General features: G+C 69.8%; 12 protein-coding genes. 6 read left to right on the forward strand and 6 right to left on the reverse strand.

The window, feature by feature from the left end; all coding sequences use genetic code 11:
* Positions 1-69: 69 nt before the first annotated feature.
* Entirely contained in the window at positions 70-825 is a 756-nt protein-coding gene (locus AB5I40_RS44870) for a class I SAM-dependent methyltransferase (protein WP_370936263.1), read from the reverse strand.
* Between the two features lie 81 nt (positions 826-906).
* On the reverse strand, positions 907-1,425 hold the full coding sequence (locus AB5I40_RS44875) for a DUF402 domain-containing protein (RefSeq protein WP_370936264.1): 519 nt from the start codon (positions 1,423-1,425) through the stop codon (positions 907-909).
* A 114-nt stretch (positions 1,426-1,539) separates the two neighbouring features.
* On the opposite strand from AB5I40_RS44875, the gene AB5I40_RS44880 reads away from it, so the two are divergent.
* From AB5I40_RS44880 to AB5I40_RS44895, 4 genes are all read left to right on the forward strand, one after another.
* Positions 1,540-2,961: a DUF5685 family protein gene (locus AB5I40_RS44880; protein ID WP_370936265.1), complete on the forward strand. Its 1,422-nt coding sequence runs from the start codon at positions 1,540-1,542 to the stop codon at positions 2,959-2,961.
* A gap of 172 nt (positions 2,962-3,133) precedes the next feature.
* Positions 3,134-5,293, forward strand: coding sequence for an excinuclease ABC subunit UvrB (gene uvrB, locus AB5I40_RS44885; protein ID WP_370936266.1), 2,160 nt, complete (start codon positions 3,134-3,136; stop codon positions 5,291-5,293).
* A 27-nt stretch (positions 5,294-5,320) separates the two neighbouring features.
* Entirely contained in the window at positions 5,321-5,596 is a 276-nt protein-coding gene (locus AB5I40_RS44890; protein WP_370936267.1) for a type II toxin-antitoxin system VapB family antitoxin, read from the forward strand.
* Positions 5,593-5,994, forward strand: coding sequence for a type II toxin-antitoxin system VapC family toxin (locus tag AB5I40_RS44895; protein ID WP_370936268.1), 402 nt, complete (start codon positions 5,593-5,595; stop codon positions 5,992-5,994). The genes AB5I40_RS44890 and AB5I40_RS44895 overlap by 4 nt, the downstream gene beginning before the upstream one ends.
* A gap of 194 nt (positions 5,995-6,188) precedes the next feature.
* Here the strand turns inward: AB5I40_RS44895 and AB5I40_RS44900 are convergent, their stop codons facing one another.
* Genes AB5I40_RS44900 through AB5I40_RS44910 form a run of 3 tightly spaced genes read right to left on the reverse strand, consistent with a single transcriptional unit; the run spans position 6,189 to position 10,773 of the window.
* The gene (locus AB5I40_RS44900) at positions 6,189-6,944 is read right to left on the reverse strand and encodes an enoyl-CoA hydratase/isomerase family protein (protein WP_370936269.1); all 756 of its coding nucleotides are present in this window, start codon (positions 6,942-6,944) and stop codon (positions 6,189-6,191) included.
* Between the two features lie 26 nt (positions 6,945-6,970).
* On the reverse strand, positions 6,971-7,909 hold the full coding sequence (locus tag AB5I40_RS44905; RefSeq protein ID WP_370936270.1) for an ABC transporter permease: 939 nt from the start codon (positions 7,907-7,909) through the stop codon (positions 6,971-6,973).
* A complete protein-coding gene (locus tag AB5I40_RS44910) occupies positions 7,906-10,773 on the reverse strand; it encodes an alpha/beta fold hydrolase (protein WP_370936271.1) in 2,868 nt (955 codons plus the stop codon). Before AB5I40_RS44910 ends, AB5I40_RS44905 begins: the two co-directional genes overlap by 4 nt.
* Positions 10,774-11,377: 604 nt before the next feature.
* On the opposite strand from AB5I40_RS44910, the gene AB5I40_RS44915 reads away from it, so the two are divergent.
* Positions 11,378-12,343, forward strand: coding sequence for a TerC family protein (locus AB5I40_RS44915; RefSeq protein WP_370936272.1), 966 nt, complete (start codon positions 11,378-11,380; stop codon positions 12,341-12,343).
* 38 nt (positions 12,344-12,381) lie between these two features.
* Positions 12,382-14,310 (forward strand): alpha/beta fold hydrolase, encoded by a 1,929-nt coding sequence (locus AB5I40_RS44920; RefSeq protein WP_370936273.1) that lies wholly within the window; start codon positions 12,382-12,384, stop codon positions 14,308-14,310.
* Here the strand turns inward: AB5I40_RS44920 and AB5I40_RS44925 are convergent.
* Positions 14,303-14,959 carry an RES family NAD+ phosphorylase gene (locus tag AB5I40_RS44925; RefSeq protein WP_370936274.1) on the reverse strand — a complete coding sequence of 219 codons (657 nt, stop codon included), beginning with the start codon at positions 14,957-14,959 and terminating at the stop codon, positions 14,303-14,305. The genes AB5I40_RS44920 and AB5I40_RS44925 overlap by 8 nt on opposite strands.
* Positions 14,960-15,026: the final 67 nt, after the last annotated feature.

Below are 15,026 nucleotides of genomic sequence, written 5' to 3' on the forward strand. Positions count from 1 at the left end.
GTCCGCCGTCCCCTCTCGAATCGCAGCGGTTGCTGTGTTCGAGAATCCCGGCTGGAGCGGCCGATCGGATCAGCGGAACGGTGCGACTTCCGGTCCACCGGCTGTCAGCCGCGCATCCACCGATCGGTGGATGCGGAAGTAGATCATCGGGTTGTCGCGTCCGGTGTGGACGATGCTGTCGACGCCGAGTTCGCGCCTGAGTTCGTCAAGCCGAGCGTACGCGTGTTTCGCCCGGGCGCGGGCGACGGTGAAGTACGGAGTCTGCGTTTTTCCCAGCCAGCGCACCACTTCGGTGCCTTCGGTGAACGGCAGCGGGGTGCCGCGGTGGAACACGTCGTGCACGCTCACCGCGGCGTCGATCTTCGGGAAGACGTCGGCGAGGTACCACCTCGCGAAGCGCGCGCCGTGGTCGGCGTCGATGAAGAGATAGTCCACATCGGACAGCCAGTCGGCGGTGAGCGTGCGCGCGTCGCCCTGGCGGAACTCCCAGCGGCCCTTGGCCAGCGCGTGCGGGACGGTCTTGGTGGCATTCCCGATGAGGTCGATCGTGGTCAGCTTGCCGGAGCCGTTGTCCGCGAGCGCGCGCAGGATCCAGCTAGTGGACCAGCCGTGCAGCGAACCGATCTCCACGACCTTTTCCGGGCGCAGATGGCGCAGGAGCAGGTAGGTGATCTCCGCCTCGACGTCGTCCAGTTGGGTCTTCATCGTCGGATGCGCGCGGCGGTGCGCTCGCTGGGCGTCCTTCGCGGCGCGCAACGCTTCGGTGTGCTCGCGGTAGAGCGAGCACACGAGGTCGAGCGTCACCTGGTTTGCGGTTCGTTCCATGCCGCTGATCGTGGCCGGGGGAGCCGTTCCGGGTAATCCGGCTGACCGCCGGGCAGGGGTGGGGAATTCCCCCGTTCCCGGTTAGGGATGCCTGCGCCAGCCGAGTGTCATGTCCTTTGTGGACAGCCAGGCGGCGAGGTCGTAGCCGTGCGCGGCGAGCCCTTCGACGGCAGCGTAGGCGACTTCGAGCGCGTACTCGCCGTCTTCTTGGGAGAGCAGGTTTCCGGCGACAGCGGCGAGCAGTTCGTCGGTGTCGATCACCCGGACCGAGATCTTGTCCTTGAGCACGAGGTCGAGGTAGAGATCGGTGGCGACCCAGCGCGGGCCGTCGCGGTGCACGCGCACTACGTCGAGGTAGAAGTCCTGGTCGCGTTCGTGGCCGGGGGTGAACCAGAAGTCGGTGATCCGCAGCCCGAGCTCCGGAAGCAGCCAGGATTCGAGGTAGTGGAACTGCGCCCGCCCCGGCGCCGGCCGGGCCAGGTACAGGCCGAAGCGCTCCTCGCGGAACTCCTCCACGTCGCGGCGGATGCCCTTGTTGTCGATGTTCACGCGGGCGGCCGGGTCGAACGTCTCGACCTTCGGCGGGTGCAGATCGGTCATCCGCCCATCCTGCCTTGCCCGCGCCCTTCGCGAGAATCGCCGGAAAGCCGGTGAGGGGCCCGGCCGAGGGGCTAAAGTTCGCGGGTCGTTCGGTTCTCCTGGGGGGACAAGCACTTGTTCGGGATCATCAGACCCTGCCGGCACCGGCTGGCCGGGCGGCTGCACGCGGACTGGATGGCACATCTGTGCGGCCTCTGCCTGGCCCTGCGCGACCAGCACGGCCAGTTCGCCCGGGTCGTGACGAACTACGACGCGCTGATCGTATCGGCGCTGGTCGAAGCGCAGACGCCGAGCGGACCCCGGCGTGCTGCGGGACCCTGCCCGCTGCGGTCGATGCGCCCAGCGTCCGTCGCGGTCGGCGACGGCGCCCGGCTCGCGGCGGCGGTTTCGCTGGTGCTGGCTTCGGCGAAGGTCGACGACCACGTCGCCGACCGGGACGGCGCTTTCGCCCGGCGTCCGGTCGCTGGGGCAGCGCGGCTAGTTGCTCGCCGGTGGGCCGCACAAGGCGGTCGGACGGGCGCTGGCATCGGCTTCGACACCGCGGTGCTGACCGAAGCGGTCGGTCGGCAGGGGGAGCTGGAGCGGGCCATTCGTGCCGGAGACTCGCCGCTGCTGGCGACCGAACCGGCCGAACTGGCGTCGTCCGCGGCGTTCGCGCAGACCGCGGTGCTGGCTGGCCGCCCCGGCAACCGCGCTCCGCTCGCCGAGGCGGGACGGCTGTTCGGGCGGGTGGCGCACCTGCTCGACGCGGTCGAAGACCTGGCTGCGGATGCCGCGTCCGGTGCGTGGAATCCGTTGCTGGCCACGGGAACCGCGCTGGACGAGGCCCACCGGTTGTGCACGGACGCGGTGCTCGGGGTCGAGCTGGCACTGCGCGAGGCGGAGTTCGCTGATTCGGCTCTGGTGCACGCGCTGCTGGTGCACGAGCTGCGACAGGCGGTTCGGCGGGCGTTCGGGCATCACCACTTGCACGGGCACGGGGTACATGGCCAGCAGCCGCCGCCCGGGTGGATCGGGCCGGGGCCTGCGCCGCAGCAGTCGCCTTACGGGCCGGGGATCGGTGCGCCTGGGCCCGGGCAGCCGGGATACGGCCAGCAGCCGGGGATGCCCGGGTACGGGCCGCCGCCGGGCTACGGCGCTCCGGTTCCCGGCTACGGACCTGCCGGAATGCCCGGCCCCGGCGGCCCTGCGGGCCCTCCCGGACCAGGCGGACCAGGCGGACCAGGCGGACCGAGCGGCCCCGGTGGACCCGGCGGTCCGGACGGTCCCGAACCGCCGGAGGGCGGGGACTCCCTGGACGGCAAGGGCGGCGGCTGCTGGGTGCCGAAGTTCGCGGTGCCGCCGAAACGCCGGAACTTCTTCGCGGGCTGCGCGATCGCGACGTACATGTGCTGCTCCTGCCAGTTCTGCTGCCGCGATCCGTACCCGGGCCCCTGGAGCGGCGAACCGAACAGCGCCAACTGCGACTGCGGCTGCGACTGCTGCAACGGGTGCGACTGCGACTGCTGCGGCGGATGCGACTGCTGCAGCTGCTGAGCCGGAAGCTCGTGCGGGGCCCCAGGACTCCCCGCGGAGCTCGCCGCATGCCGTGCCCAAGCCAGGCCGCGTGCGGGCCCGGGGCCGCGAATCCGCCCCGGAAGAGCGATAGATCCCCAGCTCACACCGGCCGTCGCGGAAATTGTCGGTGCCCCGGCCTACCCTGGTTCTCGTGGCTTTCGCAACCGAACACCCCGTCCTCGCCCAGTCCGACTTCCGCCCGGTTTCCGAGGTGCCTCGCGCCGGCGGCCGGTTCGAGGTGGTCAGCGAGTACCAGCCCGCCGGCGACCAGCCGGCGGCCATCGACGATCTCGAGCGCCGGATCCGCGCGGGCGAGAAAGACGTCGTGCTGCTCGGCGCCACCGGCACCGGCAAATCGGCCACCACCGCGTGGCTGATCGAACGCGTCCAGCGGCCCACTCTGGTGATGGCCCCGAACAAGACGCTGGCCGCGCAGCTGGCCAACGAGCTGCGCGAGCTGTTCCCGCACAACGCGGTCGAATACTTCGTCAGCTACTACGACTACTACCAGCCCGAGGCGTACATCGCGCAGACGGACACGTACATCGAGAAGGACTCGTCGATCAACGACGACGTCGAACGGCTGCGCCACTCCGCCACGATGAACCTGCTCTCGCGCCGCGACGTCATCGTGGTCGCGTCGGTGTCCTGCATCTACGGCCTCGGCACGCCGCAGTCGTACCTCGACCGGTCCACGAAGCTGGAGGTCGGCGCCACGGTGGAGCGCGACGTGCTGCTGCGCGCGCTGGTCGACGTGCAGTACTCGCGCAACGACATCGCCTTCGCGCGCGGCACCTTCCGCGTCCGCGGCGACACGGTCGAGATCATCCCGGCGTACGAGGAGCTGGCGATCCGCGTCGAGTTCTTCGGCGACGAGATCGACAAGCTGTACTACCTGCACCCGCTCACCGGCGACATCGTGCGCGAGGTCGACGAGGTCCGGATCTTCCCGGCCACGCACTACGTCGCCGGGCCGGAGCGGATGGAAAAGGCGATCCGCGGCATCGAGGCCGAGCTGGAAGAGCGGCTGGCCGAGCTGGAGAAGCAGGGCAAGCTGCTGGAGGCCCAGCGGCTGCGGATGCGCACCGCCTACGACATCGAGATGATGCGCCAGGTCGGCTTCTGCTCCGGCATCGAGAACTACTCGCGGCACATCGACGGCCGCGGCGCGGGCACCGCGCCCGCCACGCTCATCGACTACTTCCCGGAAGACTTCCTGCTCGTCATCGACGAATCGCACCAGACGGTGCCGCAGATCGGCGGCATGTACGAGGGCGACATGAGCCGCAAGCGCAACCTCGTCGACTACGGTTTCCGGCTGCCGAGCGCCGTCGACAACCGGCCGCTGACCTGGGAGGAGTTCTCCGACCGGATCGGCCAGACGGTGTACCTGTCGGCGACGCCGGGCCCGTACGAGATGGGCCAGACCGGCGGCGAGTTCGTCGAGCAGGTCATCCGGCCCACCGGCCTGGTCGACCCGAAGGTGGTCGTGAAGCCGACCGAGGGGCAGATCGACGACCTGGTGCACGAGATCCGGGAGCGCGCGGACAAGGACGAGCGCGTCCTGGTCACCACGCTCACCAAGAAGATGGCCGAGGACCTCACGGACTACCTGCTGGAGCTGGGCATCCGCGTCCGGTACCTGCACTCGGAGGTCGACACGCTGCGCCGGGTCGAGCTGCTGCGCCAGCTGCGCGCGGGCGACTACGACGTCCTGGTCGGCATCAACCTGCTGCGCGAGGGCCTCGACCTGCCCGAGGTGTCGCTGGTCGCGATCCTCGACGCGGACAAGGAAGGCTTCCTGCGCAGCGGCACGTCGCTGATCCAGACCATCGGCCGGGCGGCGCGAAACGTGTCCGGCGAGGTCCACATGTACGCGGACAAGATCACCGACTCGATGCAGTACGCGATCGAGGAGACCGACCGCCGCCGCGCCAAGCAGGTCGCCTACAACGAGGAACGCGGCCTCGACCCGCAGCCGCTGCGCAAGAAGATCGCCGACATCCTCGACCGCGTCTACAACGAAGCGGAAGACTCGGACGAGTCGGTCGCGGTCGGCGGCTCGGGCCGCAACGCCTCGCGCGGCAAGAAGCCGGAACAGGGCGACCGCGTCCGCAGCTCGGGCATGCTGACCGACAAGAACGTGTCGTCGATGCCGCGCGCCGAACTGGCCGACCTGATCCAGCAGATGACCGACCAGATGATGCAGGCCGCCCGCGACCTGCAGTTCGAACTGGCCGCCCGGCTGCGCGACGAGGTCTCCGACCTGAAGAAGGAACTGCGGGGGATGGACGCTGCCGGAATCAAGTAATTACACCATCGCGGGTACCATTACACCATGGCGATGAACATCAAGGACCCGGAAACGGAGCGCCTGGCCGCGGAAGTGGCCGAGCTGACCGGCACCACGAAAACCGGGGCGGTCCGCGAGGCCCTTCGGGCGTTCCGGGAAGACCTGGTCAGGAAAACGGAAACGCCGGAGGAGCGCCTGGCGCGGTTGCACCGCTTCCTCGAGGAGGAGGTCTGGTCCCAGCTGCCTGCTGATCAGCTGGGAGTTCCGATCACCAAAGAAGAGCAGGAAGAGATTCTCGGTTTCGGGCCGGAGGGCGTGTGATCATCGATACGTCGGCGATTGTCGCGATGATCAATCGCGAGCCGGAGAGCGCGGCTTTGGAACGGGCGCTCGTCGCCGATCCGAAGGTGCGGATCGGCGCTGCCACCCGGGTCGAGGCGGGAATCGTCCTGCTCTCGAAGTTCGGCATGCGCGGCCGAAGTCTCTTCGAACGTTTCTTGCAGGAGCAGGACGTGGCCACGGTCCCGTTCGACAAGCTCCATGCCGAGGTCGCCATCGAGGCATTCCAGCGATTCGGGAAGGGCCGTCACTCAGCGGGGCTCAACTTGGGAGACTGCCACAGCTACGCCACCGCCAAAATCGCCGGAGAACCGCTGCTCTGCATCGGCGACGACTTCACGCAAACCGACCTCGAGCTGGTCAAGCTGGAGGAGAACTGACGGCGGCCGGATCAGCGGAGAGAAGCGGGCCAAACCCCAGCCGGGGGTGCGCTCCGAACTGAGGCACCCCCGGTTCCCGGACCCTCACCTCGACTTTCACAGAAACATGCGGCCGAAGCAATGGGTGTGCGGGCAGAGCTGAGGCAAGAAAGTCTCTAATCCCGCGATTTCCCGGGAAAGGACCAACCGAAAGGTCAGCGCTTCAGCACCTTTTCCACGTAAGCCTTCACCGCCGCCAGCGCCGGTTCCGACCGCCACAGCCGTTCCACCTGCGCGTCGTCGGACACGCGGTTCTCCGCGATCCGCTGGTGGTACGGCTGCCGCAGCTGCTGCTTCGTGTGCGCGAAAGCCTCCGTGGGCAGTTCGCCGAGCCGGGCGGCCAGTTCGCGTGCGCGGGTGAGCACGTCCTCGGCGGGCACGACCTCGTCGACCAGGCCGCGGTGGACGGCGTCGGCCATGGTGACCGTCGCGCCGCTGTAGATCAGGGACGGCAAGGGCGTCGTCCCGTAGGTGCAGCGCAGGATTTCCAGCGCCGACAACGGGAACGGCACGCCCACGAGCAGCTCCGTCACGCCGATGCGGCCGGGGCCGTCCGCGGCGATCCGGTGGTCGCACGCCGCAGCCAGGACCATGCCGCCCGCGATGGCGTGGCCGTTCACCGCCGCCACCACCGGGCGCGGGAAGCCGAAGACGGCCAGGAACGCGTCCGACAGCGCCGGCAGGAAATCGCCGACGTAGCGCGCGCCTCCCTCGTCGACGGCGAGCAGGTCCACTCCGGCGGAGAACATGTCGCCGGAGCCGGTGAGCACGACCGCGCGCGCTCCGGCCGCGTCGGCCTCTTCGAGTCTGATCACCAGCTCTTTGCAGGTGGCGGTGTCGAGGGTGTTGCCGCGCCCGTGTTCGAGGGTCACGAGTGCGACGCCGGCATCGAGTTCCAGGTGGATCGTCACGCGCCGAACCGTACCGGACGTCCGCCTCAGCTGGTGACGTCCTTGCGTGCGAACCGGCGGCCAGCCAGCAGCAGGAACACCGTCGTGTAGATGACCGACGACAGCACCCCGCTGGCCAGGTTCGTCCAGTCGATGTCGGTGGAGATCAAGTCGATCCAGGCGAACGAATAGTGCGTCGGCAGATAGTTCCGCAAGCCCTCCAAAGCGGTGATCTGGTCGAGGATCTGCGACAGGATCGCCACCAGCACCGTCCCGCCGACCGCGCCCAGCGGCGCTTCCGTCGACACGCTCAGCAGCAGTGCGAGCCCGGCGACCCAGGCCAGTTGCACCACGATGTACACAGTGGACATCAGCAGCGCCAGCAGGCTGTCGCCGAAGCTGACCGCGTCGCCGGTGGGGCTGATCGCGTCGCCCGCGCCGTACCAGATGATGCCGACCAGCAGCGAAACCACCGGCAGCAGCACGAGCGCGGCGATCGACAGCAGCCCGGACACCACGGCCTTCTGCCGCAGCAGCCGGTGCCGCGGCACCGGGATCGCCAGCAGGTACTTCAGACTCGACCACGACGATTCGCTCGCGATCGTGTCGCCGAAGAACAACGCGACGATCATCGGCAGCAGGAACGTGCCGGACACGAAGAACGCGAGCACCACGAAGTTCGGCGCGCTCGCCGTCGCGAGGTCCACGAAGCCGCCGGAGCGGCGGTTGGGACTGGATTGCCCGATCTGGAACGCCACCACGAGGATGAACGGCAGCACCGCGACGAACGCCAGCACCAGCTGGGTCCGCCGCCGGCGCAGCTGCCGTTTCAGCTCCACGCTCAACCGCAGTGTCCGGTCGGCGCGATAGCCCGCCACCGCGCCGTCCGGGCCGACCTCGGCCGGTTCCGCCGTGGCCAGATCGCTCAGTTCCTGCAGTGCGGCCGGGTCGGTGTGCACCCCGCCGGAACCGTTGCCCTCGCTCATGAATCCTCTCCCACCAGCTGCAGGAACGCGTCTTCGAGCCGGCGGCGCGGCCCGGCCTGCTCGACCGCGACTCCGGCGCGCACGAGTGCCGCGACGGCCTCGGCGCGCGGCAGCCCGTCGAGATTCGCGTGCACCAGATCGCCCTCGGTTTCGATGTCCGACACCCCGCCGACGCCCTTAAGCGCCGCCGCGGCCGCCGCCGGGTCGCCGACCCGGAACGTGGCCTCGCCGCTCGAGGCCGCCAGCTCGCCGACCTCGCCCGAGGCCACGAGCCTCCCGCGGTGCATGACCACCACGTGCGAACACGTCTGCTCGACCTCGGCCAGCAGGTGGCTCGAGACGACGACGGTGCGCCCGGTGGCGGCGTAGCGCTGCAGGACCTCCCGCATCTGGTGGATCTGCGGCGGGTCGAGCCCGTTGGTCGGTTCGTCGAGCACCATCAGCTCCGGCAGCCCGAGCATCGCCTGCGCGATCGCGAGCCGCTGCCGCATGCCCTGGCTGTAGGTCTTCACCCGCCGGTGCACCGCGTCGCCGAGCCCGGCGATCTCCAGCGCCTCGGTGAAATGCGCCTTCTCGACCGGCCGCCCGGTCGCCGCCCAGTACAGCTCCAGGTTCGCCTTGCCGGACAGATGCGGCAGGAATCCGGAGCCCTCGACGAACGACCCGATCCGCGACAGCACCGGCGCGCCCGGCGCGATCCGGTGGCCGAACACGCGGATCTCGCCCGCGGTCGGCGTGATCAGGCCCATCAGCATCCGCAGCGTGGTCGTCTTGCCCGCGCCGTTCGGCCCGAGCAGGCCGAGCACCTGGCCCGGTTCGACGCGGAACGACAGGTCCGCCACCGCGGTGAACCCGCCCGCGTACTGCTTTTTCAGCCCCTTGATCACCAGCGGGGTGTCCGCGAGTTCCGGGTCGACGTCGTGCGCCCGCCGCCGCCGGATCACCGCGACCACGACGACCGCGATCGCGATCAGCAGCGTCGCGCCGATGCCGATCAGCTGCCCGACCGGCAGGGGAGCGCCGACCGACGCGCCAGGCACCACGGGGACGGCAAGTGCCGCACCGGAAGCGAGCCCGACCCGGAACACTCCCGGCTGCGTCGGCACCGAGTACGCCTGATCGGTCGTGCCGACGACGAGCCGCAGCGAATGCCCGGAGTCGATCGGCCGCACGACGCCCGGCAGCGTCACCGTGACGTCGACCGGCGTGCCGTCGGCGGGCAGCCCGGTGACCCGGAACGGCGCGACCGCGTTCGCGGGCAGCACGCGGGTGCCGTCCTGGCCGACGTCGTACAGCTTCGCGAACAGCACCGCCTCCGGCTGCGGATGCGCCGGATCGGTCGCGACCCGCAGCCGGACCGTGCTCGAACCGGACAGCAGCACCTGGCTGTCGAACGGCGCGGTGCCGAACTGCGCGGCCTGCCCCGGCGGGTCGCTGCTGAACAGCGGAGCCAGCCGCGAGGTGCCGGACGCGAGCCCGTTGAGCCCCGGAATCCCGCTCACCGCGGCCGGATTCGCGCCCGCGGGCCGGACGATCGGCTGCGCCGGACCGCTGAGCGCCACCTGCTTGCGCTCGGTCCCGTCGCCGTTCAGGCCGGGATACGCGGCGGTGTTCACCGTCCGCACCGACGGGGTTCCGTTGGCGCGCAACGTGCCTTGAACGTCGTAGCTGAATCCGCGGCCCGGGTCGCCCTGGCCCGTGAGCGACGACCACAGGAAATCGCCGATCTTCGCGCGCAGCTGCGGCCCGGGAATGCCGCCGTCGTGGCCGCCGGTGTACCAGATCGTGCGCACCGATCCGCCCGCCGCGGTGATCTGTCGCGCGGTGGCGTCGGACTGGTCGAGCCCGAACAGCGTGTCGCTCTCGCCTTGGACGAGCAGCGTCGGCGCGGTGATCTTGCCGGTGACCGACGAGGGGGAGACTCGGTGCAGCAGCGCGACCGTTTCTGGGCTGGCTTTGCCGGTGGTCGCGAGTTCCGTATACGCCTTGCAGACCGGTGCGGTGAACCGTCCGCACGGGTCTGCGGACGGCCGCTCAGCCCGTGCCCCGGCCGGTGGTGCGGCGGCTTGCGGTGCGGTGCCGCCGCTGTTGCCCGCGGTGCTGCCGTTGTCGTTGGTCTTCTGTCCCGCTTCCGGCGCTTCGGTGGACGGCGTGCTCGCTGCGGCCGCGCCAGAACCGGCGGAGAAGAAGATGCCTGCCCAGGTCTTCTTGAAGACGCCGTCCGGGGAGAACGCGCCAGCCGCTGGAGTCTTCGCTTCCGGAGCGGTCGTTGCCGCGGCGTTTGGCACGAGGGCTTGGCCGAGGTCGTTGTAGGTGATTACCGGTGCGAGCGCGCGCACTCGGTGGTCGGTCCCGGCTAGCAGGAGTGACAGTGAACCGCCGTAGGACGCTCCGGTTACGCCGATCTCGCGTTGGCCGTCGGCGCCGGTCGCCACTTCGGGGCTCGCCGACAGGCGGTCGACCAGCCTGCGTGCGTCGGCGACCTCGCCGTCGGGGTCGTTCAGGCCGATTTTGCCGGTGCTGTGGCCGAATCCGCGTGCGGACCAGGTGAGCACGACGAAGCCGCGCTGGGCCAGTTCGCGGGCTTGTGGGTCCACACTGGACTTGTCGCCGCCGAAGCCGTGCGCCAGCAGTACGGCGGGCGCAGGCGTGTGTTCGGGGTAGTAGGTCGTGGTGTCGATGCGGACCTGGTCCGGGGAACCGGGGGCGGCGGGCATCGAGAGGAAGGCGTCCTGGGTCCGGACCGGGGCGGGGCCGCGGTCGCGGGTCGCCCAGACGGTCACTGCCGCGGCGGCGACCAGCACCACGGCGGCTGCGGCGACGAGCCGGGAGCCGCGGGTGCGAGGGAGCGGGATTCGGGGCACGAAGCGACGTTATGACGATTTTGCTGAGAGTGGGGGACGGGGTTCACACGGATTAGACATGGGCTCACTCGCGGGAGGGGTTGTGGGTGGGGTACTCGCGGGAGGAGTTGTGGGTGGGGTAGTTGTGGGCGAGTTAGTCGGGGGCGGGTTTGCGGGGGAGGCTCGGCACGCAACTGTGTTTTTGGCGTCGGCTTCGCCGCCGCGCGCGGGATTGCTTTTAGCCGGCGTTTTGGGGTGAGCGGCGGGAGGGGCCTTCGGCCTGTCCCGCCGCTCACCCCAAAACGCCGGCGCAATCCCGCGGTGGTGGTCCGGAAGGGGAGTTAGGGGCTCAGTGCATTCGGAGAGTGGCGGGGGTGGCTGGTTGGTGACCGGAGTGATGGATTAAACAGGGCTGGTTCGGTGATGTGGGCAACCTCGGCTGGCGTTTGCAGCGCGTAACCGGCAGACTGAACGCGCTGTGAGGGGAGTATTCCTTCGCGGCGGTGTCGTCAGCACGGTGACCCGGGCGAGCATTCGCTGAGGTCCCCGGCACCGTCGGCCGGTTCGCACCGGCGGGAGAGACCTCCGGTTAGTTGCTGCTGCGCACTATCCGGAGGTTTCTGAGATGACTGTCCCCCTGTGGCTGTGGTTCGCGACAGTCGGCGGGCTGCTCGCGCTCATCGCGATCGACCTGGTGATCGTCGACCACAAGCCGCACGCGGTGACCACCGGCGAGGCCGCTCGCTGGGTGATTTTCTACATCGCCTGCGCCGTCCTGTTCGGCGCGGGCGTCTGGTACTTCGCCGGGCACGACCCCGGAGTCCAGTTCTTCACCGGGTACATCACCGAGTACTCGCTGAGCGTGGACAACCTCTTCATCTTCATGATCATCATGACGTCGTTCAAGGTGCCCGCGATCCACCAGCACCGCGTGCTGCTCGTCGGCATCCTGCTCGCGCTGGGCATGCGGAGCGTGTTCATCGCGGTCGGCGCGGCGCTGATCAACCAGTTCGTGTGGGTCTTCTTCGTCTTCGGCGCGGTGCTCGTGTGGACCGCGATCAGCATGCTGCGCGGCAACGGCGACGAGGAGGAGTACCAGGAGAACGCGCTCACCCGCTGGGTGCGCAAGCTGTTCCCGGTCACCGACGACTACCACGGCCACAAGTACCTGGTGAAGGAAGGCGGCAAGCGGAAGATCACCCCGATGCTGCTGGTGATCATCGCGATCGGCTCGGCCGACCTGCTGTTCGCGGTGGACTCCATCCCGGCGATCTTCGGCATCACCCAGGAGGCGTTCCTCGTCTTCACCGCCAACGCGTTCGCGCTGATGGGACTGCGGCAGCTGTACTTCCTGCTCGGCGGGCTCGTCACGAAGCTCGTCTACCTCAGCTACGGCCTCGCGGTGATCCTCGCCTTCATCGGCGCGAAGCTGGTCGTGCACGCGCTGCACGAGTACCACCTCGCGCCGGACTGGCTCGACATCAGCAACTGGATGTCCCTCGGCGTCATCGTCGTGGTCCTCACCGTCACCACCGTGCTGAGCCTGGCGAAGGCCAAGCGCGACGAACAGCGGGCGGTAGAGGCGAAATAGGTCGTTTGCCTTGCTAAGGATCGGGTACGGTCGTCGGCATGCGTCCTGCCGACATCGAAGTCCTCGCCGTACCCGGCCGTCCCGCGCTGCGCGGTGACCTCCTGCTCGCCGCGGTGAGCAGTCCCGACCTGGAAGCCGACCAGTACCGCAGCGCGATCCGCCGGATCTCGCTGTCCGGCGGCGAAACTCCGTGGACGCACGGTCCGCGCGACTCCGCTCCGGCGATCTCGCCGGACGGCCGCTGGGTCGCGTTCCTGCGCGCCGGAGACGGCAAGGGTGCCGAAGGCAGCCCGCAGGTGCACGTGATGCCGGTCGACGGCGGCGAGGCCCGGAAGCTCACATCGCTGCACCTCGGTGCGGACGCGCCGGTGTGGGCCCCGGATTCGCGCTGGCTCGCGTTCACCGCGCGGGAAGCCGAGCCGGGTCGCTACGGCACTGAAGACGCCGACGAGCGCACGCCGGAGCCCGCCGCCGAAGCGCCGCGGCTGATCACCCGGCTCGACTACCGCCTCGACAACGTCGGCTTCCTGCGCGACCGGCCGCGGCGGCTGTACGTGCTCGACACGTTCGAAGAGGGCGAGCCGGAAGCAGTGACGCCGCGCGACTACAGCGTCAGCCAGCCGGTCTGGACGCCGGACGGCGAGCGCGTCGTCGTGACCGTGCCGCACGACTTCGACCGCATTGAAACGCGCGAGCACGACCTCGTCGCGTTCCCGGTCGACGGCGGCGAACCCGAGGTCCTCGCCGCCTGCGCCGGGTACGCCGATCAGCCGGTGTACGCGCCGGACGGCACGCTCTACTTCTTCGGCACGTCTCATGAGGACGGTGTCGTGGTCGCTTCCAACACCGGCTTGTACGCGGTCGTGCCGGACGGGAAACCGCGGCGGCTGACCGATGTGGAGACCGTGGACATCGAGAGCGGCTCCGGCCCGGCGATTCCGCTCGGCGACGAGGTGCTGGTCGCCGTGCGCAATCGCGGTGCGGTCGAACTGCGTGCCATCGCGACGGACGCCGACGGGGCGAAGTTCGACGACCTGCGCGTGCTGCACGCCGGGCATTCGGCGGTCCACGGATTCGCGGCGGACGGCGAAACTGTCGTCGCGGTTGTCGCCGGGCTGGACACCGCGGGCGAGCTGGTGGTGCTCGGCGCGGACGGTCCACGTGCGCTCACCGATTACTCGAAGCCGTTGCGCGACAAGGGTCTTTGCGAGGTCGTGGAACTCGAAACGACCGCGCCGGACGGCTACCCGGTGCACGGCTGGCTCGTGCTTCCCGAGGGCGAAGGACCGCATCCGGTGCTGCGCGTGGTGCACGGCGGACCGTTCGCCCAGCAGGAATGGACGGTGTTCGACGAGGCGCAGGTGTACGCGTCAGCCGGGTTCGCGGTCGTGCTCGGCAACCCCCGCGGATCGGCCGGATACGGGCAATCGCACGGTACTTCGGTCGTGCACAACATGGGCACCGTCGACGTCGACGACGTGCTCGCGCTCCTTGACAAGGCGCTGGAGCGGCCGGACCTCGACGCGTCGCGGACCGGGATCATGGGCGGTTCCTACGGCGGATTCATGACGAGCTGGGTCGCCGCGAAGCACCCGGACCGGTTCCGCGCGGCGTGGAGCGAGCGCGCGGTGAACGCGTGGGATTCCTTCGCCGGCAGCTCCGACATCGGCTACTACTTCACCGAGGGCTACGTCGGCGCCGACTCCGACGAACAGCGGCGCCGCAGCCCGCTCAGCTACGCCGCCGACATCCGGATCCCGTTCGCCGTCGTGCATTCCGAGCAGGACTGGCGCTGTCCGCTGGAGCAGGCGCAGCGGCAGTTCGTGGCGCTGCGCCAGGCCGGCGTCGAGACGGAATTCCTGCTGTTCCCCGGCGAAGGGCACGAGCTGACGCGCTCAGGCAAGCCGCGGCACCGGGTGCAGCGATTCGAGGCGGTGCTGGCCTGGTGGGCCCGGCACCTCAGCTGAGCAGCGTGTAGTTCAGCTCCTCGCACACCCGCCCGAGCGGCACGTCGAGCCCCGGATGGTCCAGCGGAAGCAGGACGTCCGGGGCGATCGGCAGCGCCGCGCCCGCGGGCGGGTCCCACAGGCACACCGAGGGCTTGCCCGCGTCCATCGACGAGCGGTACCAGAGCCCGTCGAGGTCCGGCATCGCGCCGCGGATCGCCCGCGCCCACGCCTGGGTGATCTTCTTCGGACCGCTGGAAATCTCCTGCGACGCGCCGACCCGGGTCGGCCACAGGCCGGTGAGGTCGAGCAGCCGCAGCACCCGTGTCGGGCGCACCACGACCAGCCGGGGGCCGCGCGTCGTGCGGTCCACCGTCGAGGTCGTCTGGAACACCTCGGCGACGCTCGTGCGCACGGTCAGGCCGAAATACAGCACGCCGTTGCCCGGGTCGGTGACCGGACGGCCGCCGCGGCCGGGCGGCTGCTGGTCGAACCGGCCGTGCGGGAGCGGGCCGGTGTAGCGGAAAGTGTTCCACTGCTGCGGGTGATTGCCGTGCGCGGTGAAGATGCGGACCAGCCGGGTCTCGGGCTGCACCGAAACCACGTCGTGGCTGCGGTCCAGCCCATTGACCAGGGCCGAGCGCGCCGGAGGCGAGGGGAGCCGGGCCATGCGGGGGAGGTTGTCCGTCCTGTGTCGGGGCAGGGGGCGGGCCGGCGCACGGCGGGCGGATCGGTGC

Source organism: Amycolatopsis sp. cg13 (assembly GCF_041346965.1).
In the GTDB taxonomy this organism is placed as follows: domain Bacteria; phylum Actinomycetota; class Actinomycetes; order Mycobacteriales; family Pseudonocardiaceae; genus Amycolatopsis.

Excerpts from the sequence above, each read along its gene's own strand:
- AB5I40_RS44870 (WP_370936263.1), bottom strand. The coding sequence starts at position 825 with ATGGAACGAACCGCAAACCAGGTGACGCTCGACCTCGTGTGCTCGCTC.
- AB5I40_RS44875 (WP_370936264.1), bottom strand. The coding sequence starts at position 1,425 with ATGACCGATCTGCACCCGCCGAAGGTCGAGACGTTCGACCCGGCCGCC.
- AB5I40_RS44890 (WP_370936267.1), top strand. The coding sequence starts at position 5,321 with ATGGCGATGAACATCAAGGACCCGGAAACGGAGCGCCTGGCCGCGGAA.
- AB5I40_RS44905 (WP_370936270.1), bottom strand. The coding sequence starts at position 7,909 with ATGAGCGAGGGCAACGGTTCCGGCGGGGTGCACACCGACCCGGCCGCA.
- AB5I40_RS44915 (WP_370936272.1), top strand. The coding sequence starts at position 11,378 with ATGACTGTCCCCCTGTGGCTGTGGTTCGCGACAGTCGGCGGGCTGCTC.
- AB5I40_RS44920 (WP_370936273.1), top strand. The coding sequence starts at position 12,382 with ATGCGTCCTGCCGACATCGAAGTCCTCGCCGTACCCGGCCGTCCCGCG.
- AB5I40_RS44925 (WP_370936274.1), bottom strand. The coding sequence starts at position 14,959 with ATGGCCCGGCTCCCCTCGCCTCCGGCGCGCTCGGCCCTGGTCAATGGG.